The organism is Thiobacillus sp., from assembly GCF_018780105.1.
GTDB lineage: Bacteria > Pseudomonadota > Gammaproteobacteria > Burkholderiales > Thiobacillaceae > Thiobacillus.
Map to the genome: position 1 here is coordinate 131,963 of NZ_JADMKC010000004.1, position 23,672 is coordinate 155,634.

Annotated in this window: 25 protein-coding genes and 2 riboswitches; of the genes, 15 read left to right on the forward strand and 10 right to left on the reverse strand. The window is 63.9% G+C overall.

Going from position 1 to position 23,672, the window contains the following annotated elements:
* Nucleotides 1-68: 68 nt before the first annotated feature.
* From aroQ to IV098_RS03775, 13 genes are all read left to right on the forward strand, one after another.
* The gene (gene aroQ, locus IV098_RS03715) at nt 69-551 is read left to right on the forward strand and encodes a type II 3-dehydroquinate dehydratase (protein WP_367114171.1); all 483 of its coding nucleotides are present in this window, start codon (nt 69-71) and stop codon (nt 549-551) included.
* On the forward strand, nt 520-975 hold the full coding sequence (accB, locus tag IV098_RS03720; protein WP_296886466.1) for an acetyl-CoA carboxylase biotin carboxyl carrier protein: 456 nt from the start codon (nt 520-522) through the stop codon (nt 973-975). Before aroQ ends, accB begins: the two co-directional genes overlap by 32 nt.
* Before the next feature lie 61 nt (nt 976-1,036).
* Entirely contained in the window at nt 1,037-2,407 is a 1,371-nt protein-coding gene (gene accC, locus IV098_RS03725) for an acetyl-CoA carboxylase biotin carboxylase subunit (RefSeq protein WP_296886467.1), read from the forward strand.
* Nucleotides 2,408-2,449: 42 nt separating this feature from the next.
* Nucleotides 2,450-3,340: a 50S ribosomal protein L11 methyltransferase gene (gene prmA, locus IV098_RS03730; protein ID WP_296886468.1), complete on the forward strand. Its 891-nt coding sequence runs from the start codon at nt 2,450-2,452 to the stop codon at nt 3,338-3,340.
* Nucleotides 3,337-4,311, forward strand: a complete 975-nt coding sequence (locus IV098_RS03735) for a zinc-ribbon and DUF3426 domain-containing protein (protein ID WP_296886469.1) — start codon at nt 3,337-3,339, stop codon at nt 4,309-4,311. The genes prmA and IV098_RS03735 overlap by 4 nt, the downstream gene beginning before the upstream one ends.
* Nucleotides 4,312-4,368: 57 nt before the next feature.
* Nucleotides 4,369-4,457: riboswitch (glycine riboswitch) on the forward strand.
* Nucleotides 4,458-4,472: 15 nt separating this feature from the next.
* Nucleotides 4,473-4,605: riboswitch (glycine riboswitch) on the forward strand.
* A 36-nt stretch (nt 4,606-4,641) separates the two neighbouring features.
* Entirely contained in the window at nt 4,642-5,754 is a 1,113-nt protein-coding gene (gene gcvT / locus IV098_RS03740; protein ID WP_296886470.1) for a glycine cleavage system aminomethyltransferase GcvT, read from the forward strand.
* 61 nt (nt 5,755-5,815) lie between these two features.
* Nucleotides 5,816-6,205 carry a glycine cleavage system protein GcvH gene (gene gcvH / locus IV098_RS03745; protein ID WP_296886471.1) on the forward strand — a complete coding sequence of 130 codons (390 nt, stop codon included), beginning with the start codon at nt 5,816-5,818 and terminating at the stop codon, nt 6,203-6,205.
* A gap of 111 nt (nt 6,206-6,316) precedes the next feature.
* The gene (gcvPA, locus tag IV098_RS03750) at nt 6,317-7,711 is read left to right on the forward strand and encodes an aminomethyl-transferring glycine dehydrogenase subunit GcvPA (RefSeq protein WP_296886472.1); all 1,395 of its coding nucleotides are present in this window, start codon (nt 6,317-6,319) and stop codon (nt 7,709-7,711) included.
* 10 nt (nt 7,712-7,721) lie between these two features.
* Nucleotides 7,722-8,006: a DUF3144 domain-containing protein gene (locus IV098_RS03755; RefSeq protein WP_296886473.1), complete on the forward strand. Its 285-nt coding sequence runs from the start codon at nt 7,722-7,724 to the stop codon at nt 8,004-8,006.
* 54 nt (nt 8,007-8,060) lie between these two features.
* Nucleotides 8,061-8,552, forward strand: a complete 492-nt coding sequence (gene tpx / locus IV098_RS03760) for a thiol peroxidase (RefSeq protein WP_296886474.1) — start codon at nt 8,061-8,063, stop codon at nt 8,550-8,552.
* A gap of 116 nt (nt 8,553-8,668) precedes the next feature.
* Nucleotides 8,669-10,120: an aminomethyl-transferring glycine dehydrogenase subunit GcvPB gene (gene gcvPB / locus IV098_RS03765; protein ID WP_296886475.1), complete on the forward strand. Its 1,452-nt coding sequence runs from the start codon at nt 8,669-8,671 to the stop codon at nt 10,118-10,120.
* On the forward strand, nt 10,117-10,494 hold the full coding sequence (locus IV098_RS03770; RefSeq protein WP_296886476.1) for a diacylglycerol kinase: 378 nt from the start codon (nt 10,117-10,119) through the stop codon (nt 10,492-10,494). The genes gcvPB and IV098_RS03770 overlap by 4 nt, the downstream gene beginning before the upstream one ends.
* A 148-nt stretch (nt 10,495-10,642) precedes the next feature.
* Nucleotides 10,643-12,148: a hypothetical protein gene (locus tag IV098_RS03775; protein ID WP_296886477.1), complete on the forward strand. Its 1,506-nt coding sequence runs from the start codon at nt 10,643-10,645 to the stop codon at nt 12,146-12,148.
* Between the two features lie 108 nt (nt 12,149-12,256).
* Here the strand turns inward: IV098_RS03775 and IV098_RS03780 are convergent, their stop codons facing one another.
* The 10 genes from IV098_RS03780 to leuS form a co-directional block, all read right to left on the reverse strand.
* Nucleotides 12,257-12,883, reverse strand: coding sequence for a DNA-3-methyladenine glycosylase (locus IV098_RS03780; RefSeq protein WP_296886478.1), 627 nt, complete (start codon nt 12,881-12,883; stop codon nt 12,257-12,259).
* Between the two features lie 18 nt (nt 12,884-12,901).
* On the reverse strand, nt 12,902-14,353 hold the full coding sequence (gene rng / locus IV098_RS03785) for a ribonuclease G (protein ID WP_296886479.1): 1,452 nt from the start codon (nt 14,351-14,353) through the stop codon (nt 12,902-12,904).
* An 18-nt stretch (nt 14,354-14,371) separates the two neighbouring features.
* Nucleotides 14,372-14,983, reverse strand: coding sequence for a nucleoside triphosphate pyrophosphatase (locus tag IV098_RS03790; RefSeq protein WP_296886480.1), 612 nt, complete (start codon nt 14,981-14,983; stop codon nt 14,372-14,374).
* A gap of 14 nt (nt 14,984-14,997) precedes the next feature.
* Nucleotides 14,998-15,468, reverse strand: coding sequence for a 23S rRNA (pseudouridine(1915)-N(3))-methyltransferase RlmH (gene rlmH, locus IV098_RS03795; protein ID WP_296886481.1), 471 nt, complete (start codon nt 15,466-15,468; stop codon nt 14,998-15,000).
* A 44-nt stretch (nt 15,469-15,512) separates the two neighbouring features.
* Entirely contained in the window at nt 15,513-15,872 is a 360-nt protein-coding gene (gene rsfS, locus IV098_RS03800) for a ribosome silencing factor (RefSeq protein WP_296886482.1), read from the reverse strand.
* Nucleotides 15,869-16,513: a nicotinate-nucleotide adenylyltransferase gene (gene nadD, locus IV098_RS03805; RefSeq protein WP_296886568.1), complete on the reverse strand. Its 645-nt coding sequence runs from the start codon at nt 16,511-16,513 to the stop codon at nt 15,869-15,871. The genes rsfS and nadD overlap by 4 nt, the downstream gene beginning before the upstream one ends.
* 93 nt (nt 16,514-16,606) lie before the next feature.
* Nucleotides 16,607-17,884: a glutamate-5-semialdehyde dehydrogenase gene (locus IV098_RS03810; RefSeq protein WP_296886569.1), complete on the reverse strand. Its 1,278-nt coding sequence runs from the start codon at nt 17,882-17,884 to the stop codon at nt 16,607-16,609.
* Between the two features lie 4 nt (nt 17,885-17,888).
* Nucleotides 17,889-18,926, reverse strand: coding sequence for a DNA polymerase III subunit delta (gene holA / locus IV098_RS03815; RefSeq protein ID WP_296886483.1), 1,038 nt, complete (start codon nt 18,924-18,926; stop codon nt 17,889-17,891).
* On the reverse strand, nt 18,923-19,423 hold the full coding sequence (lptE, locus tag IV098_RS03820) for an LPS assembly lipoprotein LptE (RefSeq protein WP_296886484.1): 501 nt from the start codon (nt 19,421-19,423) through the stop codon (nt 18,923-18,925). Before lptE ends, holA begins: the two co-directional genes overlap by 4 nt.
* The gene (leuS, locus tag IV098_RS03825) at nt 19,420-22,011 is read right to left on the reverse strand and encodes a leucine--tRNA ligase (protein WP_296886485.1); all 2,592 of its coding nucleotides are present in this window, start codon (nt 22,009-22,011) and stop codon (nt 19,420-19,422) included. Before leuS ends, lptE begins: the two co-directional genes overlap by 4 nt.
* 124 nt (nt 22,012-22,135) lie before the next feature.
* Here leuS and IV098_RS03830 point away from each other — a divergent pair, with 124 nt between their 5' ends.
* Together IV098_RS03830 and IV098_RS03835 are read left to right on the forward strand one after the other, a co-directional pair.
* Entirely contained in the window at nt 22,136-23,083 is a 948-nt protein-coding gene (locus IV098_RS03830; RefSeq protein WP_296886486.1) for a TraB/GumN family protein, read from the forward strand.
* Between the two features lie 19 nt (nt 23,084-23,102).
* On the forward strand, nt 23,103-23,594 hold the full coding sequence (locus IV098_RS03835) for a heme-binding protein (protein ID WP_296886487.1): 492 nt from the start codon (nt 23,103-23,105) through the stop codon (nt 23,592-23,594).
* Nucleotides 23,595-23,672: the final 78 nt, after the last annotated feature.

Sequence of the window (23,672 nt, forward strand, 5' to 3'; positions counted from 1 at the left end):
TCTACGGCAAACTTGCAGCTATGACGACTAAACGAACCGGCCGCGTTGCGGCCAAATCGGCTTCCAGTCTGCATCCGCATGTTCTGGTTATGCACGGCCCCAATCTGAATCTGCTGGGCACCCGTGAACCCAAGCATTACGGACTCGCCACGCTCGACGATATCAATCGTGCGCTGGTGGGCCGCGGGGATGCCGCCAGTGCGTTTATCGAAACCTTCCAGCACAACCACGAAGGGGCGCTGGTCGAACGCATTCATCAGGCCAGTCGCGATCATGTCGACTTCATCGTGATCAATCCGGCGGCGTATACCCATACCAGCGTGGCGATTCGCGATGCGCTGGCGGCGGTATCCATTCCTTTCGTCGAAGTGCATCTTTCCAATATCTACGCACGCGAATCCTTCCGTCATCACTCGTATCTGTCCGATCTCGCGGTCGGCGTGGTGTCGGGGCTGGGCGCGTTCGGCTACGAACTGGCGCTGGAATACGCGCTGCGTCACCTCCAAAACAGGACTCCTCATGGATCTCAGAAAACTGAAAAAGCTCATTGACCTGGTCGAAGCCTCCGGCATTGCCGAGCTTGAAATCACCGAGGGCGAAGAAAAAGTCCGCATCGCCAAGAGCATTGCGGGCGCGCCGATGATGATGTCGCATATGCCGCAGCACATGATGCACGCACCGGCGCCGGTGGCAGCCGCGCCCGCCGCAGTTGCAGCACCGGCGGAAGACGCGTTGCCCGAGGGCCACGTGGTGCGTTCGCCCATGGTCGGCACGTTCTACCGTGCGCCGGCGCCGGGTGCCAAGAACTTTGCCGAAGTGGGGCAGAGCGTGAGCGCAGGGGATACGCTGTGCCTGATCGAAGCGATGAAGCTGCTGAACGAAATCGAAACCGACGTGGCCGGCGTCATCAAGGCCATCCTGGTCGAAAACGGTCAGCCCGTGGAATACGGCGAGCCGCTGTTCGTGATTGGTTGAGGCGTGAGGCGTCAGGCGCCTGCACACCCCCTCCCTCAAACTTCACCGAGCCTCAACGATCATGTTTGAAAAAATCCTCATCGCCAACCGTGGCGAAATTGCCCTAAGAATCCAGCGTGCCTGTCGTGAGATGGGCATTAAAACGGTCGTCGTCTATTCCGAAGCCGACCGCGACGCGAAGTATGTGAAGCTGGCCGACGAATCGGTGTGTATCGGCCCGGCGGCCTCAGCGCAGAGTTATCTGCATGTGCCGTCGATCATCGCTGCGGCGGAAGTCACCGATGCCGAGGCGATTCACCCCGGTTATGGCTTCCTGTCGGAAAACGCCAATTTCGCCGAACGCGTCGAGTCGTCCGGTTTTGCGTTCATCGGCCCGCGTCCCGAAAACATCCGCCTGATGGGCGACAAGGTCACCGCCAAGCAGGCCATGATCGAAGCCAAGGTGCCGTGCGTGCCCGGTTCCGAAGGCGCGATGCCGGACGATCCGGACGAGATCATCAAGATTGCCGCCAAGATCGGCTACCCGGTCATCATCAAGGCAGCGGGCGGCGGCGGCGGGCGCGGCATGCGCGTGGTGCACAGCGAGGCCGCGCTGCTGAACGCCGTGGCCATGACCAGCTCCGAAGCGCAGAGCTTCTTCGGCAACCCCATGGTTTACATGGAAAAGTTCCTGCAAACGCCACGTCATATCGAGATCCAGATTCTCGCCGACGAGCACGGCAATGCCGTCCACCTGGGCGAACGCGACTGCTCGATGCAGCGCCGCCACCAGAAAGTGCTGGAAGAAGCGCCTGCGCCGGGGCTCGATCCCAAGCTGCGCGACAAGATCGGCGAACGCTGCGCCGAAGCCTGCCGCAAGATCGGCTACCGCGGCGCCGGCACCTTCGAGTTCCTGTACGAAAACGGCGAGTTCTACTTCATCGAAATGAATACCCGGGTGCAGGTCGAACACCCGGTGACCGAACTCATCACCGGCATCGACATCGTGCAGACGCAGATCCGTGTTGCCGCGGGCGAAAAACTGCCGTGGAAGCAGAAAGACATCCAGTTCCGCGGGCATGCCATCGAGTGCCGCATCAACGCCGAGCACCCGGCCACGTTCGTGCCCAGCCCCGGCAAGCTGACCAACTATCATGCGCCCGGCGGCCCTGGCATCCGCGTCGACTCGCATGTGTATCACGGCTATTACGTGCCGCCGCACTACGACTCGATGATCGGCAAGCTGATTGCCTATGGCGACACGCGCAATCAAGCCATCGCACGCATGCGCGGCGCACTGATGGAAATGGTGGTCGAGGGCATCCACACCAATATTCCGTTGCACCAGAACCTGATGCACGATGCGGCGTTCATCGCCGGCGGCACCAGCATCCACTATCTGGAGCACAAGCTGGCGGAGGACAAGGCGGAAGCGGCAGGCGGCGAACATTAAGGGGGCAACTCCGTTCACCGCCCACTGCTTCCTGCTCACACCATGTCCTGGCAATCCGTCCGCATCCTCGTTGATTCAAAAACCGCTGAGCCGCTATCCGATGCGCTGATGGAAGTGGGGGCACTGTCGGTGTCGCTGGAAGACGCCGATGCCGGCACCGTCGACGAAACCCCGCTGTTCGGCGAGCCGGATTACCCGACAGCCGAACTGTGGCCGCACAGCATCGCGGTCGTGTTGCTGGAAGCGGACGCCGACGTGGCCGCCATCCTCGCCGCGGCGGCTGAACTTGCCGGTATCACCGCGCCCACTCAATACACGGTGGAAACGGTGGCCGAGCAGGACTGGGTGCGGCTGACGCAGTCGCAATTCGACCCGATCCCGATCTCGCCGCGCTTGTGGATCGTCCCCACTTGGCACGACGCGCCCGACAGCAGCGCGATCAACCTCAAGCTGGACCCCGGTCTGGCTTTCGGCACGGGCAGTCACCCCACCACCCGGCTTTGCCTGCGCTGGCTCGACGAAAACCTGCGTGGCGGCGAAACCCTGCTCGACTACGGCTGCGGCTCCGGGATCCTGGCCATTGCCGCGGTCAAGCTAGGCGCGGCGCGGGTGGACGGCGTCGATATCGACGCGCAGGCCGTCACCGCCTCGTGCGACAACGCCGCGCTCAACGAGGTCAGCGCACATTTTTGCCTGCCGAACGCATTTGCGCCCGGACAATACGATATCGTCGTCGCCAACATTCTGACCAATCCGCTCAAGGGCATGGCACCGCTGCTGGCGGGGCGCGTCCGCAGCGGTGGAAAACTGGTGCTGTCAGGCATTCTTGCCGAACAGGCCGAGGACGTGATGGCGGTGTATCGCGAATGGTTTGCGTTTGATGCGCCCACACTCGACGAGGGCTGGGTGCGCCTGTCTGGAATCAAGCAGTGAGCTTTCGCACCACCTGCCCCGCATGCGCAAGCGTGTTCCGTCTAGGGCAGGATCAACTCGATGCCGCGCAGGGCTGGGTGCAATGCAGCGTCTGCGGCGCCGCTTTCGATGCCTATCCCAGCCTGTTGATGGCCGACGGTTCACCTCGGGTGAGCGAACCGGAACCGGAACCCGAGCCTGAAGCCGAAACCGACGCGCTTCCGCCCTCGCCCTTCCCGTTCACGCGACATGCGCCCGATGAGGTGCGCGAGATCGAGCAGGCCGTACGCGAAGCCGCCATCCCCAGCGGCATTGCCCAGCGCGAAAGCGCGCTCGAATTGCCCTCGATCATTCTCATCGACCCCGACATTCCGGTGCCGGACGACCTTGGGCCGCTGCCGCAATTCGAGCCCGAGCACCCCGCTGCGCCGGTTTTCACCGCAACGGAGCCGCCCGTCGCCCGTATCGAATATGCCACGCCGCCGCCCGAAAGCGTGCCGGCGGTGCTGGCCGCGCCGCGCCGCCTCAAGCCCTGGGTGTGGGGCTTGAGCAGCGCGCTGCTGCTGATCGTGCTGCTGGCACAAATGGCTTACTTCCTGCGCGATAGCCTGGTTGCACGGTGGCCGCAGGCGCGCCCCGCTGTTGAGCAGGTCTGTTCGCTGCTGGGCTGCAGCGTGTCGCTGCCGCAAAACCTGGCGCAGCTGCAGATCATCGGCAGCGACCTGCAGACCGAAACCCCCACTCGGCTCAAACTGGTGCTGACTCTTGGCAATCGTGCCGATCAGGCCCAGGCCTGGCCGATGCTGGTGTTGACACTCACCGACCAGCGCGAGCGGCCGCTGGCACGGCGCAGCTTCGCGCCCAGCGAGTATCTCGATGACCCGCAGCGCATCGCCGCGGGCATTCCGCCGCGCAGCGAACAGCCGCTGAGCCTGCCTTTGACCATCCGCGACGTGGCGCCGATGGGCTTCGATCTGAAGCTGACTTATTGAGCCGGCGCGGGTCTGGCGCAAGGCTAGCCGCTCCCCCGCTTCTTCGGTATAGTTCGGCCTCCCGTTGCGGGAGAGCGCATGCCTTGCATGCCGCCGAAGGCGTAACCCACCCGGAATCGCTCAGGCAAAAGGACCGCAACCCCCAATCGATATTTGTATTGGGAAAATACTCTGGAGAGCGTGACGCTGGGTTCAATTCAAACCCGGCAGATCACCACCGAAGGGGCAGCGGTTGCGCCAGACTCGATCCGGCACAACCGTAATCTCTCAGGTACCAAGGACAGAGGGGTGGAGCGCAAGCGTGCATCCCTTAAATTTTTGGTCACCGTCATGTCAAATCAAGCCGCGTCTACTCCAGCAGCGCTCAAGCACACTCCGCTCAACGCCACCCATCGCGAGCTGTCCGCCAAAATGGTCGATTTCGGCGGCTGGGACATGCCGGTCAATTACGGCTCGCAAATCGAAGAACATCATGCGGTGCGCACCGGCTGCGGTCTGTTCGATGTCTCCCACATGCTGCCGCTCGACATCAGGGGCGCCAACGTACGCCCGTTTTTGCGCCGGCTGGTGGCCAACAACGTCGACAAACTGCAGGTCTCCGGCAAGGCGCTGTATTCATGCATGCTCAATGAAGCCGGCGGGGTGATCGACGATCTCATCATCTATTTCATGGACGAGTCCTGGTTCCGCCTGGTGGTCAATGCCGGTACCGCGGAAAAGGATCTCGCCTGGATGGAAAAAATGAATGCCGAGTGGGGCATGGGACTCACTCTGACGCCGCGCCGCGACCTCGCGATGATCGCGATTCAGGGGCCGGCTGCGACGCCGGCGCTGAACAACGCGCTGCCTGGCGTCGATTCCATCACCGCCCATCTCAAGCCTTTCAACGCCGCTGCAATGGGCGAGATGTTTATCGCGCGCACCGGCTACACCGGCGAAGACGGCTATGAAGTGATGGTGCTGGCGAAATCCGCGCCCTTCTTCTGGAAGGCGTTGATGGAAGCCGGTGGCAAGCCGATCGGCCTGGGTGCGCGCGATACCCTGCGGCTCGAAGCCGGCATGAACCTCTACGGCCAGGACATGGATGAAACCGCTTCGCCGCTGGAATCCGGCCTGGCGTGGACAGTGGACATGAAAACCGCGCGCGATTTTGTCGGCCGGGCTGCGCTGGAAAAGAGCGAAATCACGAAACAGCTGGTTGGCCTGTTGCTGCTCGACAAGGGCGTGCTGCGCGGTCATCAAAAAGTGCTGACCAAGCATGGCGAGGGCGAAATCACCTCCGGCACGTTTTCGCCGACGATGCAGCAATCGATCGCGCTGGCTCGCATCCCGCTTGGCATCGCACCGGGCGAGGAAGTCGAAGTCGAGATCCGCGACAAGAAACTGAAAGCCAAAGTGGTTAAATATCCATTCGTGCGTAACGGCAAAATTTTAATTTCGTGAGGCGTAACGGGGCAGGTGCACAGCACCGCTCCTCAAGCCCAACCCCTTACCTGGAGAAATCATGAGCATTCCCGCAGACCTCAAATACACCCCCAGCCACGAATGGGTGCGCGTCGAAGCCGACGGCACGCTGACGGTCGGCATTACCCACCACGCACAGGATTTGCTGGGCGACATGGTGTTCATCGAAAACCCCGCCGCAGGCCGCAGCCTGGCGAAGGGCGAAGAATGCGCCGTGGTCGAGTCGGTGAAAGCCGCATCCGACGTGTACGCGCCGGTTGCGGGCGAAGTCATCGCCGCCAACGCCGACGTCGAATCCAGCCCCGAAGCCATCAACAAGGATGCTTACAGCGCGTGGATGTTCAAGCTGAAGCCCGCCAATGCCGCCGATGTTGCCGAACTGATGGACGCTGCCGCGTACCAGAAGCTGGTTGAGTCGGAAGCGCACTGAGGAGGGGCCAGGATTCAGGGGTCAGGGAATGTGCGGCTGCGCCGCGCCTACCTTGAACCGGGCACTGAATCCCCCCTGAATCCTGATCCCTGAATCCTGACCCCTGACAAAATGCCCTTCATCCCCCACACTCCTGAAGACGTCTCCGCCATGCTGGGTGCCATTGGCGCGGCCAGCATCGAAGACCTGTTCGACGAAATCCCGTCCGCGCTGAAAACCGGCAAGCTCAAAGACGTGCCCGACGGCCTGCCCGAAATGGCGGTGACGCGTTTGATGCAGGAGCGCGCGTCGGCTGACGGCTTCTGGTCCAACTTCATCGGTGCGGGGGTCTACGAGCATCACATTCCGGCAGCGATCTGGCAGATCACCACACGCGGCGAGTTCTATTCCGCCTACACGCCGTATCAGGCCGAAGCCAGCCAGGGCACGCTGCAGCTGATCTACGAATACCAGACAATGATGACCCGGCTGACCGGGCTCGATGTGTCGAATGCCTCCCTGTACGACGGCGCCTCGGCGCTGGCCGAAGCCGTGCTGATGGCGGTGCGCGCGCACAAGAGCTCGCGCCGCGTGCTGGTGCCGAAGAGCGTGCATTCGATCTACCGCAAGGTGGTGCTGACCACGGTGAAGAACCAGGGCATCGAACTGGTCGAACTCGATTACGACGCCGCCAGCGGCCAGACCGTGCTGCCGGCCGACCCCGGTGCGTTTGCCGGTCTGGTGATTCCGCAGCCTGGTTTCTTCGGCGTACTGGAAGACGTCCATGCGATGACCGACTGGGCCCATGCCCAGGGCGCGCTGGCGATCGGCCTGGTCAACCCGACCACGCTGGCAGTGCTGGAAGCCCCCGGCAAGTGGGGGACGAAGGGGGCGGATATCGCCGTCGGCGAAGGCCAGCCGCTGGGCGCGCCGATGGCTTCGGGCGGACCGTACTTCGGCTTCATGTGCTGTCGCCAGGAATTCGTGCGGCAGATGCCGGGGCGCATCGTCGGACGTACTGTCGATCTCGACGGCAAGCCGGGTTTCTCGCTGACGCTGCAGGCGCGCGAGCAGCACATCCGCCGCTCCAAGGCCACCTCCAATATCTGTACCAACCAGGGGCTGGTCGTCACCGCTGCCACCCAATACATGGCGTTGCTGGGGCCGCAAGGTCTGGCGAAAGTCGCGTCAGCCAGCCACGCCAACACAGTGGCGCTGGCCGACAAGCTGACGGCGATTCCCGGGGTGACGCGCGCCTTCGCTGCGCCGTATTTCCACGAAGTCGTGCTCAAGCTCGATGACAACATGCTGAAGGGCACAAGCGCGAAAGATGTGCTGCGCGCGCTGCAGGCACAGGGCATCCTCGGCGGGCTGGATATTTCCGGCTGGTATCCCGAACTCGGGCAGGCGATTCTGGTCTGTGTCACTGAAACCAAGACTGCCGCCGACCTTGACCATTACGCGCAACAATTGGAACGTATCCTGTCCAAGCGCCGCGAAGCGCCGCCGTGCGCGTACAAGAACTGATCGGAAAACCATGAGCGACATGCCGCAAGACAAGGAATTCTACGAACTCGCCGACGCGTATATCGCGCTGTGCAACACCCACATGGGCAAGGTCAAACCGGCCAGGGTGAGCGCGGCCATGCTGTTCGCTGCGGCACGCTTCAACGCCTTCGTGATCTACGCCAGCAGCGAGAACAAGGCGCAGTTCCTGCTCGAAAAAGAATCTGCGATCGCTTACTTCATGCAGGTATATGAAAAATACCTGCGCGAGAATATCGACGAGCATTTGTCGCGATACGAAGACCCCGCGGGCTGATTGCCAGACTGATTGACCCCGCATCCCTACGTTTGTTAATTCAGGAGAAACATCATGGCAGTGACCCTCGGCGGCAACCCCATCGACGTATCCGGTAACTTCCCCAAGGTCGGCGACACCGCGCCGGACTTCAAACTGGTCAGCGGCGATCTGTCCGACGTCTCGCTGGCGGATTTCGTCGGCAAGAAAAAGTTGTTGAACATCGTGCCGAGCCTGGACACCGGCGTCTGCGCGACCTCGACCAGGAAATTCAATGATGCCGCGTTGAACGGCGCCGTGCTGATGGTGATTTCGGCCGACCTGCCGTTTGCGCAAGGCCGTTTCTGCACCGCCGAAGGCACCAGCAATGCGGTGACGCTGTCGACCATGCGCGGCGCGGAGTTCAAGCGCAACTACGGCGTCGACATCACCTCCGGCCCGCTGGCCGGCGTAACCGCGCGTGCCGTGGTGGTGCTGGATGAGAACAACAAGGTACTGCACGCCGAGCTCGTTCCCGAGATCAAGCAGGAACCCAACTACGATGCCGCGCTGGCTGCTTTGAAATAAGGGGATCAGGATTCAGGGGTCAGGATTCAGGGGATGTGCGGCTATGCCGCGCCCTCTGCGTCAGGCACTTGAGTTCTTCCTTGATCCCTGACCCCTGAATCCCGACCCCTGAAGTCATGCTGATATTCGACCATTCCCGTCCCGGCCGCACGGCCACCTCGCAACTTCCTGCTGCTGGCGGCAGCCTCGACGATCTGCCGGCCGCGTTGCGCCGCAAGGCCGCACCGGCCTTGCCCGAGGTGTCCGAGCTCGACGTGGTGCGCCACTACACGCGACTGAGCCAGAAGAACTTCTCGATCGACACGCAGTTCTACCCGCTCGGTTCGTGCACCATGAAATACAACCCGCGCGCGTGCAATTCGCTGGCGATGCTGCCGCAGTTTCTGGCGCGCCATCCGGCCAGCCCGGACGAGACGGGGCAGGGTTTTCTTGCCAGCATGTTCGAGCTGCAGGAAATGCTGAAGGACGTCACCGGCATGGCGGGCGTGTCGATGGCGCCGATGGCCGGCGCGCACGGCGAGTTCGCCGGGGTGGCGATGATCCGCGCCTACCACGACGCGCGTGGCGACACGGCCCGGCGCGAGATCATCGTGCCGGATGCGGCACACGGTACCAACCCGGCCACCGCCACGATGTGTGGTTATACCGTGAAGGAAATCCCTACGGATGCCTCCGGCGCGGTCAACCTGGACGCGCTGCGCGCCGCGGTCGGCCCGCAAACGGCCGGGCTGATGCTGACCAACCCGTCGACGCTGGGTGTGTTCGAAAAAACCATTACCGACATCCAGAAAATCGTTCACGACGCCGGCGGTCTGCTGTACTACGACGGCGCCAACCTCAACGCCATTCTCGGCAAGGTGCGTCCGGGCGACATGGGTTTCGACGTCATCCACATGAACCTGCACAAGACCTTCTCCACCCCGCACGGTGGCGGCGGGCCGGGCGCGGGCCCGGTGGGTGTGGCGGAGCGGCTGTTGCCTTTCATGCCGATCCCGCTGGTGCTCAACGACAACGGCCTCTATCGCCTGGCGACCGAGATCGATCTGCCACAATCCATCGGCCGCCTGTCGGCCAATATGGGCAATGCCGGCGTGCTGATGCGTGCCTACATTTACGCCCGCCTGCTGGGGGGCGAGGGGATGCATCGCGTCGCCGAATACGCCACGCTCAACGCCAACTATCTGATGGCGGAACTGCGCAAGGCGGGCTTTGAACTGGCGTACCCCGAGCGTCGCGCCAGCCACGAGTTCATCGTCACGCTGAAAAAGCTGAAAGACGCCACCGGCGTGTCGGCGATGGACTTCGCCAAGCGCCTGCTCGACTACGGCTACCATGCCCCGACCACCTACTTCCCGTTGCTGGTGCCGGAGTGTCTGCTGATCGAGCCGACCGAGACCGAGAGCCGCGAAACCCTCGATGGCTTCATCGAGGCGATGAAAATCATCAAGCACGAAGCCGAAACCAACGCCGAACTGGTCAAGGGCGCGCCCTACAGCCTGCCGGTGCGGCGGCTGGATGACGTCAAGGCGGCGCGCGAACTCGACCTGACGTATAAGCCTGCGACATGACCGAGCCTGTCAGCCCTTACAAGGGAAAGACCGGCCTGCGGCGTTTGCTGAACGCCATCGGCTACACCTGGGACGGCTTGCGCGCCGCGTTCAAGCATGAGGATGCGTTCCGTCAGGAAGTGTTCCTGGCGCTGTTGCTGATTCCGCTGGCCCTGTATCTGGGGTCGACCGGGGTCGAACGCGCGCTGATGATCGCCGCCGTGCTAGGCGTGCTGATGGTCGAATTGCTCAATTCGGCCGTCGAAGCTGCGGTGGATCGGATTTCGCTGGAACACCATCTGCTGATCAAGCGCGCCAAGGACATGGGTAGTGCGGCGGTCATGATCGCGCTGGTCAATGCCGTGGTGGTGTGGGCGCTGGTGCTGGTGGGATAAAGTCAGGCGCTGTTGGGGTCATCTCCGGCGCTGTTGCGGTAAACTCCGGCGCATGCCAGCCAAAAAGCATGCCATCTGCGGGAACCGCCTCAAGTTGCAGGGTTTTTCGCCCGAATATCATGCATATAGTGCCTCCACCCGTAATCATGTGAACTTGAAAACTGCCTGCCTCCTGCTGGGTTTGTGTCATGCCGGTTTTGCCGCAGCGCTCGGACTGGGGGACGTCAGCGTGCGCTCGTATCTGGGACAGCCCCTGCATGCTGTTGTCCCGCTGATTGGTGCGACGGATTCGACCACGACGGAATGCATCAGCATGAGTCCTTTCCCGGGCGGGATCGCGCCCTTGCCGCGCGCCGAACTGACGATCGAGCCCGCCGGCGGCCAGACCCTGTTGCATATCCGCACGACCCAGAGCGTCAATGATCCGGTGGCGCAGTTTGTGTTGATCTCCGAATGCGAGGCGCGCCTGCAACGGGAATATGCCGTTCTGCTCGACCCGCCCGGGCAGTTGATGGAATCCGCCAGCAGCAGCGCGATTCCCGGCGTCGCGCCGCCAACCCGGGCCGAACCGGAAACGTCGGCGGTGGCCCCTGCACCGGAACGCCGCCCAGCCAGACGCGCCACGCCCGCACCTGCCCGCGCTGCGGTCACCACGCAGCGCGCCCCAGCGAAGCAGCCTCGCGCAGCGGCCCCGGCGCAACCGCGCCTGGTGCTGTCGGGCAAACGAGCGGGCGTGGGCTCGCCCCTCGCACTGCGTCTCGATACCCAACTGTCCGAACCCGGGCAGCCCGTTGCTGAAACCCTGAATCCGACCGACCTGTCGGACGAAAACACGGCACTCAACCGCAAGATCGCCTATCTGGAAACGCAGTTGCTGGCCTTGCAGGAACGCAACGCCCAGCTCGACCATGCACGCGCCGCTACGCCGGTTGCCGTGCCCCCGCCTGTGGCAAAGCTGTCGCCACAATGGCCGCTGTACCTGCTGGCCGCCGGTTTGCTGGTGGGGGCGGGCGCCCTGATCGTCGCCTTGCGTCGCCGCAGCCGTGGCCGTTCGCAGGCGGTCAATCTCATCGACGACAACTGGGCGCAGCCGGATCTGGATTCAACGCGCGGATCGCCGGAGTCTGACCTCGATGCCATTCCGCCGGTGATTCCCCAGCGCATGGCGGACATGGCGGCCCCGCCAAGTGATGATGGCACCGAATTGAAAGAGGACATTCTGGATCAGGCCGAAGTCTTCATGGCGCACGGCCATGGCGAACTCGCGATCCACCTGCTGCAGGAACACCTGCGCGAAGCGCCGACCGAGTCGCCGGTGCCGTGGCTGCTGCTGCTCGATCTGTTGCATCGTGCCGGCGACACGGCGGGTTACGTCGCCGCCAGTACCGAATGCCGGCGCTACTTCAACGTGAACCTGGATGGCCGCGCCTTTTTCAACGAAGACGACAACGGCCAGGGTCTCGAGGCCTATCCCCACTTGCTGGAGAAAATGGTGCAGGTGTGGAATACGCCCGACATCAAGGCCTTTTTCGACGAACTGGTTTTCGACCATCGCGGCGGCACCCGCATCGGTTTCGAGCCGGGCGCCTATCGCGACATCCTGCTGTTGCGCAGCATCTCCCAGGATATTGCGCCGGTGCAGCAGGCGGCCTGACAGCAGGGTCCGTTCAAGCGACCCCAAGCCGAACAACTTTCCGCCAATTTTCCCTGAACACGCGCGGTCAAATGGCGCCCTGAATTGCCTGGGTGCTTGGTACGCTACTCAATACTGCACAACGACCGGATCGAGGCTGCGCCACAAATACCAGGTGGCGACAGTGCGCCAGGGCGCGTGCCGCGCGCCGTGCTGGCGTAGCAGGCTCGGCGTAGGCCGCTCGCCCGCCAGATAGTGCAGAGCGACGGCTTTCTGCAGGCCGATATCGTCCAGCGGCCATACATCCGGGCGACGCAGGCTGAAGATCAGAAACATCTCGGCCGTCCAGCGGCCGATGCCGCGTACGTCGGTCAGTTCGGCGATCACCGCTTCATCATCCAGGCCTTTCCAGCGCGCCGGTTCGACCCGGCCGTCGACGAAATGCCCCGCCAGATCACGTAAATATTCAGCCTTGCGGCGCGACAGGCCGCAGGCCGCAAGCGCGTCGAGCTCAAGCGTGGCGATGTGTTCGGGCTGGATGTGCTGCGCGTAATCGGCAAAGCGCATCCATATGCTGTCGGCCGCTGTGACCGATATCTGCTGGCCGACGATGGCGCGCGCCAGGGTCTGAAACGGATCGCCCCGGTCGCCGAGAATTGCGTCGGGATAGCGTTCGATGAGTGCAGCCATCACCGGGTCGACAGCGGCGAGTTCGGCGCAGGCGGTGTGCCAGTAGGTGGGAGGCGTAGTGTTCACGAAAGCCCGCTCAGGCGGTCACAGCAGGATGATGTCGTACTGTTCCTGCGGATAGCTGGTTTCGACCTGCAGCGAGACGGGCTTGCCGATGAAGTCGATCAACTGGGCGAGGCTGCCGGACTCTTCGTCGAGGAACTGGTCGATGACGCTTTGTGCGGCGGCGATGCGGTATTCGCGGGCGTCGAACTGGCGCGCTTCGCGCAGGATTTCGCGCAGGATGTCGTAGCACACGGTTTGCGCGGTCTTGATTTCGCCGCGTCCGCCGCAGGTGGGGCAGGGCTCGCACAGCACGTGCGCCAGCGATTCACGGGTGCGCTTGCGCGTCATTTCGACCAGGCCCAGGGCGGAGAAACCGCTGACACTGGTGCGGGTGGGATCGCGCGCGAGGGTTTTCCTCAACTCGGTGAGCACCGCCTCCTGGTGCTCGGCGTTGTCCATGTCGATGAAATCCATGATGACGATGCCGCCGAGGTTGCGTAGGCGCAGCTGGCGGGCGATCGATTGCGCGGCTTCGAGGTTGGTCTTGAAGATGGTGTCGTCGAAGTTGCGCGCGCCGACGAAACCGCCGGTGTTGACGTCCACCGTGGTGAGCGCTTCGGTCTGGTCGATGATCAGATAGCCGCCCGACTTGAGATCGACCCGGCGTCCCAGCGCCCGGGCGATTTCGTCATCGATGGCGTGCAGGTCGAACAGCGGCCGCCCGGCGCTGTAGTGCTGCAGCTTGTCGAACACCGCATGGGTGTAGTTCTCCGCGAAATCGGCCATGCGCTGATAGGTTTCGCGCGAGTCGATGAGGATGCGGGTCGTGTCGCTGTTGACGAAGTCGCGCAGCACGCGCAGCGACAGGTCGAGGTCCTGATACAGCAGGCAGGGCGCTTCGCAATTGACGCGCGACTGGATGTTGGTCCACAGGCGGCGCAGGTATTCGATATCGGCGCCGATCTCGGCGTCCTCGGCGGTTTCCGCCATGGTGCGCACGATGAAGCCGCCGCGGGCGCCTTCCGGCATCAGCTGGTGCAGTTTCTGGCGCAATAGTTCGCGCTCTTCTTCGCCCTCGATTTTTTGCGAGATGCCGATGTGGGTTTCCTGCGGCAGGTAGACCAGGTAGCGCCCGGCAAAACTGATCTGGGTCGACAGGCGCGCGCCCTTGGTGCCGATCGGGTCCTTGATCACCTGCACCATCAGGGTCTGGCTTTCGTGCAGGATCTGTTCTATCGGCCGCTCGGGTTCGCTGCCGTGGCGTTCTTCCCAGATGTCGGCCACATGCAGAAAAGCCGCGCGTTCCAGGCCGATGTCGATGAAAGCCGACTGCATCCCCGGCAACACGCGCACCACCCGTCCCATGTAGATGTTGCCGACCAGCCCGCGGCACTGCGCGCGCTCGATATGGAGTTCCTGTACCGAGCCGAGATGCAGCACGGCGACGCGGGTTTCCTGCGGAGTGACGTTGACGAGGATTTCTTCGCTCATGATGGGTGGGATCGCACGTCAGACGGCGAAACCGAAGACTCTCAGTAAGACAGCAGTGCCATATAACGGCAGTCCCATGACGCCGCTGTAGCTGCCTTCGAGATGTTCGACGAATGCGCCCGCGCGGCCCTGGATGCCGTAGGCGCCAGCCTTGCCGATGTGTTCGCCGGTATCCAGGTAGCGGGCGATGGTGAGCGGGCTGAGTTCGGCGAAGCGGATCACGCTGGTCGACAGGCACTGTTCGATTCGCCCTTCCTGCTTGATGGCGACTGCGGTGTGGACCAGGTGCAGGCGGCCGGACAGGCGCGACAGCATGGCCTCGGCATCGCTGCGGTCTGCTGGCTTGCCGAGAATGGCGCCGTCCAGTTCCACCACGGTATCGGCACCCAGCACCGGGAAGCGCAGCACGTGACGCGCGTCCACCGCGCGCCAGCCGCACGCGGCCTTTTCGATGGCCATGCGCTGTGCAAAATCGGGGGCCGTTTCGCCGGGTTGGGGGATCTCGACCACGTCCATGCGCCCCGCCACCGCGCGCAGGGGCAACATGTCGAAGGCCACGCCGAGCTGTTTCAGCAGCTCGCGCCGGCGCGGCGATTGCGAAGCCAGATAGATCCTTTTATCAACCAGCATGATTCGTGTTTTCCTCAATCCCGATGGTAGGGGTGCCCCTTGATTATGCACACGGAACGGTACAGTTGCTCGGCCAGCATGACCCGCGCCATGGCATGCGGCAGGGTCAGTTTCGACAGGCCGAGCAATTTGACCGCACGCGTCTTGACGCTGTCGTCGAGGCCGTCCGCCCCGCCGATGACAAACGCCGGCGATACGCCTTCCGCCATCCAGCCCTGCAGCCATGCGGCCAGTTCGCGTGTGGTGACCTGCGCGCCGCGCTCGTCGAGCGCCACCGGCACGCAGCCCGCAGGCAGGGCGGCGAGGATGCGCTCGGCTTCGAGCTGGCGGGCCCGCGCACCGTCCTCGCCCGCCACGCGATGGCCGGGCTTGATCTCGGTCAGCAGCAGCGGCAGGTCGGGCGGCATCCGCCGCGCGTAATCGTCGTAACCGCTGTTGATCCAGCCGGGCATTTTGTGGCCGACGGCGAGCAGGTGCAGTTTCATCTAGTGCCGCATCGCCGCCATGGCGAAACCGATGGATTCATGACCTAGTGATCGGCCTGGATATGCCGGGTGCGTGCCGCTTCGGCCGCGCCCCAGAGCTCCTCCAGGTTGTAATGCGCGCGGACGGCGGGCAGCATCACATGCACGATCACGTCGCCGAGATCGAGCAGCACCCATTCGCCGCTGTCTTCGCCTTCGGTGTTGCCGACGTATTCGCCAGCCTCTTTCACCTTGACGTGCACGTTGTCGGCCAGCGCGCGCGTCTGCCGGTTGGAAGTGCCGCTGGCGATGACCATGCGTTCGAACAGTGCGGTGAGCTTGCTGGTGTTGAGGATGGCGATGTCCTGCGCCTTGAGGTCTTCAAGTGCGGCGACGATCAGTTTGAGCTTGTCTTCGATATTCATGAGTGTAGGTACAGTTGATGTTGGTGAATGTAGTCGAGCACGGCGTCGGGCAGCAGATATCGCGCGCTGCCCTGCCGTGCCAGGATGGCGCGGATCCGGCTGGCTGAAATGTCCAGCGCCGTCATGTTTTGCAACACCACTGCGCCGGCCGGGCCTGTAGCCGACCCGGCCGGCACCTGGCGGTGCGAGAGTTCCTGTTTCAGTTCTGCGGCCAGCGTGTCAGGCTGGGCCGTGTGGTCGTTGGAGCCGGGGCGCGTGGTGACGGCGATATGGGCCAGCGCAAACAGCTGTTGCCACCGATGCCAGGCGGGCAACCCGGCAAAAGCGTCGGCGCCCAGCAACAGCCACAGCGGTTGATGCGGCCCGAGCTCGGCGCGCAGCGCGGTCAGGGTGTCGACCGTGTAGCTGGGCGCCGGCTGTTCGACTTCGCGCGCGTCCACCGTAAAACGGGGGTTGCCGGCCACGGCGCGGCGCACCATTTCCAGCCGGTGCAGCGCGCTGGTGTGCGGCATGTCACGGTGCGGCGGCTGCCCGGCGGGGATGAAACGCACCTGATCCAGGTCCAGCGCCTCGGCCATTTCCTCGGCCAGTCGCAGATGGCCCAGATGGATCGGGTCGAAGGTGCCGCCCATCACGCCGATGGCGTGTTGGTGAGCGGGGAGCGGGGAGCGGTGAACGGAAAAACCCGTGTCGTGCCCGACTCCGCTTCCCACTCCCCGCTCACCGCTCACCATTTAACCCCGCACATGCCCATCCCCCAGCACGATCCATTTTTGCGAGGTCAGGCCTTCCAGCCCGACCGGGCCGCGCGCGTGGATCTTGTCGGTGGAAATGCCGATTTCCGCGCCGAGGCCGTATTCGAAGCCGTCGGCAAAGCGGGTCGAGGCGTTGACCACCACGCTGGCCGAATCGACCTCGCGCAGGAAGCGTCGCGCGCGACCATAGTCTTCGGTGACGATGGCATCGGTGTGCTGCGAACCGTTGGCGTTGATGTGGGCAATCGCGGCGTCGAGATCGGCCACGATTTTGACCGCGATGATGGGGCCGAGATATTCCTCGTGCCAGTCGGCCGCGACGGCGGCGCGCAGCTTGTCTTCGGCGATGCCGGCGACCTTGAGGATGGCCAGCGACTCGACGCAGCCGCGCATTTCCACCCCTTTGCCCGCCAGCATCCGGCCGATTTCAGGCAGTACCGCCATCGCCACGCTGCGCGCCACCAGCAGCGATTCGGCGGTGTTGCAGGTGCCGTAGCGCTGGGTCTTGGCGTTCTCGACGATTTTCACCGCCTTCGCCTGATCGGCGCGGTCGTCCACGTAGACGTGGCAGTTGCCGTGCAGATGCTTGATCACCGGCACCCGCGCCTCGCCGGTGATGCGTTCGATCAGGCCCTTGCCGCCGCGCGGCACGATCACATCGACGTAATCCTTCATGGTGATGAGTTCGCCCACCGCGGCGCGGTCGGTGGTCTCGATCACCTGCACCACGGTGGCGGGCAGGCCGGCGGCCGCGAGGCCTTCGCGCACGCAGGCGGCCACCGCCTGGTTCGAGTGCAGCGCCTCGGAGCCGCCGCGCAGGATCGCCGCGTTGCCGGACTTCAGGCACAGCCCGGCGGCATCCGCGGTCACGTTGGGACGCGCTTCGTAAATGATGCCGATGACGCCGAGCGGCACCCGCATCTTGCCGACCTGGATGCCGGAGGGACGGTATTTGAGGTCGGTGATCTCGCCGACCGGGTCGGGCAATGCGGCGATCTGCTCCAGTCCTTCGGCCATGCCAGCCACGGCTTTTTCATCGATCTGCAGGCGGTCGAGCAGCGCGGCGTCGAGTCCGCTGGCGCGCGCGTGATCCATGTCGCGCGCGTTGGCCTCCAGCAGTTTGGCGGCATCGCGCCGGATCGCGGCAGCGATCGCCAGCAAGGCACGGTTTTTCTGGTTGGTGTCGGCGCGGGCGATCGCACGCGAGGCTTCGCGCGCCTGTTTGCCCACCGTTTGCATGTAGTTTTTGATATCCATCGCTTTAACGTCGATCTCGTTGTCCATTTCGTGCCGGTTCAGCCAGCGTCATTCCCACCCGCAGCAAGGTGTCCCACGGGTCGCCCACGCGCTCCAGGCCCTTGGCCTGGCGGTCGATCAGGGCGAGGTCGGCCAGAGCGGATTCGACCTGCGTCAGGCCCAATCGTTTCAGCGCCCGCTCGATTTGCGGTGCGCGTTGCTTGTCGCGTCCCCACAGCGTCCGCATCACGCCGGGCAGGCTGTCGCCCTGCGCTACCGCCAATTTTAACCGCAGCAGCAATTGCACCGCGGATGCGACTTGCCACAGGATGGCGGGCACCGCCTCGCCGCTGTCCTTGAGGTCCGCCACGATCTGCGCGAAGCGGGTGCCATCGCCCGCATACAGCGCATCGGCCAGTTCGTCGGCTTCCAGCCGGCTGACGTCGACCACCGCGTGTTCGACGTCGGCCAACGTCACGTCACCCGGCGGCAGCAGCAGCGCGAGCTTGTCGATTTCCTGCTGCGCGGCGAGCAGGTTGCCTTCTACCTGCTCCGCCAGAAACGCCAGCGCGGCGCGTTCGGCACGCAAACCCTGTTTCGCCAATCGCCGTTCGATCCAGCCGGGCAGGGCCGTGCGGTCGATGGGCTTCGCCTCGATCACCACGCCGGCCTTCGCCAGCGCGGCAAACCAGCGGCTTTGCATGGCTTTCCAGTCCATCCCCGGCAGATTGATCAGGGTGAGGGTGTCGGCGGGCAATTTGGCCGCGTAGGTTTCCAGCGCCTTGGCGCCATCGACGCCGGGCTTGCCGGAGGGGATGCGGATTTCGGTGAGGCGGCGTTCGGCGAACAGCGACAGGTTGTCGCCGCTGGCAAAAATGCCCTGCCAGTTGTAGCGCCCCTGCACGGTAAACACATTGCGCTCGCTGTGGCCGGCCGCGCGCGCCGCTGCGCGGATGGCGTCGCTGGCTTCTTGTGCCGCCAGCGGCTCGTCGCCCACCACCACGTAGAGCGCGGCGAGGCCGCGGCTCAATTGATCGGGCAGACGTTCGGCCGGAATGTTCACTGACTGGTGTCGGCAGGTTTGAGCGTCTGCATGCGTCGCACGATCCGCAGCGCGGCATTTTCGTCCATGTCGCGATACAGCAGTTGCTCCTCGGCACCCTTGGCCAGGTGCAGCGAATCGTCGTAGGTCATGCTGCGCACCAGCTCGAAGTTTTCGGGCGCGGCCAGTTCAGCCCCGTCCTTGCCGACGACGGCATAGCTGATTTTCAGCGTCAGCCTGTATTCGGATACGCGGCCGCCGCCCGTCAGCGTGAGGATGGATTTGACGCGTTCCTCCCGGGTGATCTTGAGCACGGCCGCCGCTTCGGCCGCGGTTGCGGTCAGCCGGATGGACTTGTCGCTCGCCAGCATGGTGCGCAGGCGTTGCGCCACCGCGCTGCCACCGGGCGGATCGAGGTAGAGGCTGGCGAACGGCAAGCCGTCGTAACGGCGCAGTTGAAAGCCACAGCCTGCGGCCAGCGCGGCGGGAATCAGGGCAAGAAACAGGCGGCGGTTCATACGACGATATTCACCAGACGTCCCGGCACCACCACCACTTTTTTCGGCGGCTGGCCTTCGAGATATTTTTGGACCGACTCGCTGGCCAGCGCGGCGGCTTCGATGCTGGCTTTGTCCGCCGTCGCCGATACGCGGATCTGCCCGCGCAGCTTGCCGTTCACCTGCAGCATCAGCTCGATTTCATCCTGCACCAGCGCGCTGGCATCGACCGTCGGCCAGGTCATCGTTGCCCCCGGCCGGAGTTCGGCACCGGGTTTAAGTTCAGCATAGAGCGCCTCGGCAATATGCGGCACCATCGGCGCGAGCAGGGCGGCGGCGGCTTCCAGCACTTCCTGCCGCACGCTGCGGGTGGTGGCGTCGTCGCCTTCCAGCTTCGCCAGCGCGTTCATCAGTTCCATCACCGCGGCGATCGCGGTGTTGAACTGCTTGCGGCGCTCGATGTCGTCGCTGACTTTCTGGATGGTCTGGTGCAGCTGGCGGCGCAGGGCTTTGGCGGCATCGCCCAGTTCGCCACCGGCATACGCCGCAACCGCGCCTGCCTGCAGGTGTTCGTGGCCGGCCTTCCACAAGCGCCGCAAAAAGCGGTGCGCGCCTTCCACCCCTGCGTCCGACCATTCCAGGCTCTGCTCCGGCGGGGCGGCGAACATCGTGAACAGGCGTGCGGTGTCGGCGCCGTAGAGGTCGATCAGCGCCTGCGGATCGACGCCGTTGTTCTTCGACTTCGACATTTTCTCGGTGCCGCCGACGATCACCGGCTGGCCATCGGTTTTACAGGTCGCTACGCCGTCGCGCAGCTCGACGTCGGCCGGGTTGAACCAGGTTTTCTTGCCGCTGGCGTCTTCGCGGTAAAACGTGTCGGCGATCACCATGCCCTGCGTGAGCAGGTTCTGGAACGGCTCGTCGCTGGAAACCAGGCCCTCGTCGCGCATCAGTTTGTGGAAGAAGCGCGCGTAGAGCAGGTGCAGGATCGCGTGTTCGATGCCGCCGATGTACTGGTCGACCGGCAGCCATTTGTTTGCGCGCGCGTCGAGCATACCGCCGGCAAAATCGGGGCAGGCGTAGCGCGCGTAATACCACGACGACTCGACGAAGGTGTCCATCGTGTCGGTCTCGCGCCGCGCCGGTGCACCGCACTTGGGGCAGGTGCAGTTGACGAAATCGGCGCGCTTGTTGAGCGGGTTGCCGGAGCCATCCGGCACCACATCCTCCGGCAGCACCACCGGCAGCTGGTCAGCCGGCACCGGCACGTCGCCGCAGCTGTCGCAGTGGATGATCGGGATCGGACAGCCCCAGTAGCGCTGGCGCGAAATGCCCCAGTCGCGCAGGCGGAACTGGGTCTTCTTTTCGCCGAGGTTCAGCGCGGCGAGGTCGGAAGCAATAGCGTCGACCGCTGCCGTGTAGTCGAGACCGTCGTATTTGCTGGAATTGACGCAGCGGCCGCGCATCTTGTCGCCGTACCATTCGGCCCAAGCGTCGAGCGAGAAGGTCTCGCCCTCGACGTCGATGACCTGTTTGATCGGCAGGTCGTACTTTTGCGCAAAGCCAAAATCGCGTTCGTCGTGCGCCGGCACCGCCATCACCGCACCTTCGCCGTAGCTCATCAGCACGTAGTTTCCGACCCACACCGGGATCGCTTCGCCGGTGAGCGGATGGGTCACCTTGAGGCCGGTGTCCATGCCCTTCTTTTCCATCGTCGCCATGTCGGCTTCGGCGACGCTGCCCTGCTTGCACTCTGCGATGAAGGCGGCGAGTTCGGGGTTGTCGGCTGCCGCGCGGGTGGCGAGCGGGTGTTCGGCGGCGACAGCGCAGAAGGTCACGCCCATGATGGTGTCGGCGCGGGTGGTGAACACCCAGAGTTTTTCATCCCTGCCGTCGAGCGTGTACGGGAAGGCAAAGCGCACGCCGACGCTCTTGCCGATCCAGTTGGCCTGCATGGTCTTCACCCGCTCGGGCCAGCCTGGCAGGGTGTCGAGCCCGCTCAGCAGCTCGTCGGCATACTGGGTGATGCGGAAGAAATACATCGGGATGTCGCGCTTTTCGACCAAGGCGCCTGAGCGCCAGCCGCGGCCCTCGATCACCTGCTCGTTGGCGAGCACGGTCTGGTCGATCGGGTCCCAGTTCACCGTCGCCATCTTCTTGTAGATCACGCCCTTTTCGAACAGGCGGGTGAACAGCCATTGTTCCCAGCGGTAGTAATCCGGCTTGCAGGTGGCGAGTTCGCGCGACCAGTCGATGGCAAAGCCCAGCGCCTGCAACTGCGTGCGCATGTGGTCGATGTTGGCGTAGGTCCAGGCGGCGGGCGGCACGTTGTTGGCGATGGCGGCGTTTTCCGCCGGCAGGCCGAAGGCATCCCAGCCCATCGGCTGCATCACGTTGAAGCCGCGCATCGCGTGGTAGCGCGCCAGCACGTCGCCGATGGTGTAGTTGCGCACGTGGCCCATGTGCAGTTTTCCCGACGGGTAGGGGAACATCGACAGGCAATAGTATTTGGGGCGATCGGACGTCTCGCTGGCGCGATAAGTCTGGCTGGCGGTCCATCGCGCCTGCGCCGCGTGTTCGATTTCCGAGGGAAGGTATTTTTCTTGCATGAAAACTGCTCAAATGGGTAAAAGTGCCGACCGACAATTATACCTACCCTCCCGTCAGCCGCCGCCTGGCCGTTGCCAGGCCCCACATATCTGAAAGTGCGCCATGTCAAACCGGATTTCCCGCTTGTTGCTGATCATTCTGCTGGCCGGGTGGCAGGGGGCCTGGGCGGATATGGCGCCGGCGACGGCCGCCCCTGCCGCCGCGGCGCCCGAGGCCGAAGCCATCTTGCAGCAAATGCAGGCGGCGCCCGCGCGCGGCCTGCTCTATGCCATCAGCAAGCAGGGCCAAACCGCCTATCTGTTCGGCACCATCCATGTCGGTCGCGCCGATTTTTTTCCGCTGGATCTGATCGCCACGCAGGCGATGGTGCAATCGAGCGAACTGGTGGTGGAACTCGACGCCAGCCAAATCGACAAGATGCAGGCCGGGCTGCAGCGCTATGCCGCCTTGCCGCCGCCGCAAACGCTCGACACCCTGCTGCCGCCCGCCCTGCGGCAGCGCCTGCATACCCAGCTCGATGCCCTGGCGATTCCGCGCGAAACGGTGCAAGGCTGGAAGCCCTGGATGGCGAGCCTGACCCTGACCGTGGGCGCGCTGAAAAAGCTCGGTTACGGCTTTGAATACGCCACCGAGTTTTATTTCATCGGCATTGCGAACGCGCTCGGCAAGCCGGTGACCGAGCTGGAAGGCATCGATTACCAGTTCCAGTTGTTCGACAGCATCCCGCCGCAGGACCAGCTCGTCTATCTCGACGAATCGCTCGGCTATCTGGAAACCGACGACATGCGGGCCGACACCCAGGCGCTGATCGACGCCTGGCTTGCCCATGATCCGGCGGCGCTACAGCAGATCACCGTCAAGTCGCTCCAGCGCGCCCCGCGTTCCGCCGACTGGATGAAGCAAAAGCTGTTCACCGAACGCAACCTGCGTATGAGCGATAAAATCGAACAGATGCTGGCGGACGGGAAAACGCCGTTCGTGGCCGTCGGCGCATTGCATCTCACGGGGGCGGACGGCCTGCCCGCATTGCTGGAAAAACGCGGTTACCGCGTCACCTCGCTTTACCCCTGATGAATCGAAGGAGACCGTCATGAAGCCCCAGCTTTTGATTGCCTTGCTTGCCGCGTCCGTGTCCGCTCATGCCGCCCAGCCCGATGTGCTGCAAGTCAAGCAGATCGGTCTGGAACTGGCGCGCGACATCGCCATGGGCGCGGTCGAGGCCTGCCGCCAGAACGGCTATAACGTCTCGGTCGCGGTGCTGGATCGTGCCGGCAACCTGCAGGTTGCGCTGCGCGACACCCTGGCGGCGCGCCACACCCTCGAAATCGCCGAACGCAAGGCCGGCATGGTCATCATGTCGGGCATCGATAGCGCCGAATTTCGCGCTGCGCGCGGCGATATCCGGCCCGAACTCAACCATATCGACGGCCTGATCGTGATGGAAGGCGGTCTGCCGATCCGGGCTGCGGGCAGCCTGATCGGCGCGGTGGGCGTATCGGGCGCACCGGGCGGCGATAAGGATGCCGCCTGTGCTGCCGCCGCGCTGAAAAAACTCGAAGAACGGCTCGAATTTGCCCTGTAGCCAGGGAAACCGCATCCCGACGTGCGAGTGACAAGCCCGACCCGGCGCGGGTAAAATGCTAGGGTTTCGCTTTCATTC

What these genes read in the sequence shown, in the direction of transcription:
- IV098_RS03755 (WP_296886473.1), top strand. Translation starts at nt 7,722, where the DNA reads ATGAGCGACATGCCGCAAGACAAGGAATTCTACGAACTCGCCGACGCG.
- gcvT (WP_296886470.1), top strand. Translation starts at nt 4,642, where the DNA reads ATGTCAAATCAAGCCGCGTCTACTCCAGCAGCGCTCAAGCACACTCCG.
- IV098_RS03790 (WP_296886480.1), bottom strand. Translation starts at nt 14,983, where the DNA reads ATGCTGGTTGATAAAAGGATCTATCTGGCTTCGCAATCGCCGCGCCGG.
- gcvPB (WP_296886475.1), top strand. Translation starts at nt 8,669, where the DNA reads ATGCTGATATTCGACCATTCCCGTCCCGGCCGCACGGCCACCTCGCAA.
- IV098_RS03770 (WP_296886476.1), top strand. Translation starts at nt 10,117, where the DNA reads ATGACCGAGCCTGTCAGCCCTTACAAGGGAAAGACCGGCCTGCGGCGT.
- accC (WP_296886467.1), top strand. Translation starts at nt 1,037, where the DNA reads ATGTTTGAAAAAATCCTCATCGCCAACCGTGGCGAAATTGCCCTAAGA.
- IV098_RS03810 (WP_296886569.1), bottom strand. Translation starts at nt 17,884, where the DNA reads ATGGATATCAAAAACTACATGCAAACGGTGGGCAAACAGGCGCGCGAA.
- IV098_RS03835 (WP_296886487.1), top strand. Translation starts at nt 23,103, where the DNA reads ATGAAGCCCCAGCTTTTGATTGCCTTGCTTGCCGCGTCCGTGTCCGCT.
- rlmH (WP_296886481.1), bottom strand. Translation starts at nt 15,468, where the DNA reads ATGAAACTGCACCTGCTCGCCGTCGGCCACAAAATGCCCGGCTGGATC.
- accB (WP_296886466.1), top strand. Translation starts at nt 520, where the DNA reads ATGGATCTCAGAAAACTGAAAAAGCTCATTGACCTGGTCGAAGCCTCC.
- gcvPA (WP_296886472.1), top strand. Translation starts at nt 6,317, where the DNA reads ATGCCCTTCATCCCCCACACTCCTGAAGACGTCTCCGCCATGCTGGGT.
- tpx (WP_296886474.1), top strand. Translation starts at nt 8,061, where the DNA reads ATGGCAGTGACCCTCGGCGGCAACCCCATCGACGTATCCGGTAACTTC.
- gcvH (WP_296886471.1), top strand. Translation starts at nt 5,816, where the DNA reads ATGAGCATTCCCGCAGACCTCAAATACACCCCCAGCCACGAATGGGTG.
- prmA (WP_296886468.1), top strand. Translation starts at nt 2,450, where the DNA reads ATGTCCTGGCAATCCGTCCGCATCCTCGTTGATTCAAAAACCGCTGAG.
- rng (WP_296886479.1), bottom strand. Translation starts at nt 14,353, where the DNA reads ATGAGCGAAGAAATCCTCGTCAACGTCACTCCGCAGGAAACCCGCGTC.
- rsfS (WP_296886482.1), bottom strand. Translation starts at nt 15,872, where the DNA reads ATGAATATCGAAGACAAGCTCAAACTGATCGTCGCCGCACTTGAAGAC.
- leuS (WP_296886485.1), bottom strand. Translation starts at nt 22,011, where the DNA reads ATGCAAGAAAAATACCTTCCCTCGGAAATCGAACACGCGGCGCAGGCG.
- lptE (WP_296886484.1), bottom strand. Translation starts at nt 19,423, where the DNA reads ATGAACCGCCGCCTGTTTCTTGCCCTGATTCCCGCCGCGCTGGCCGCA.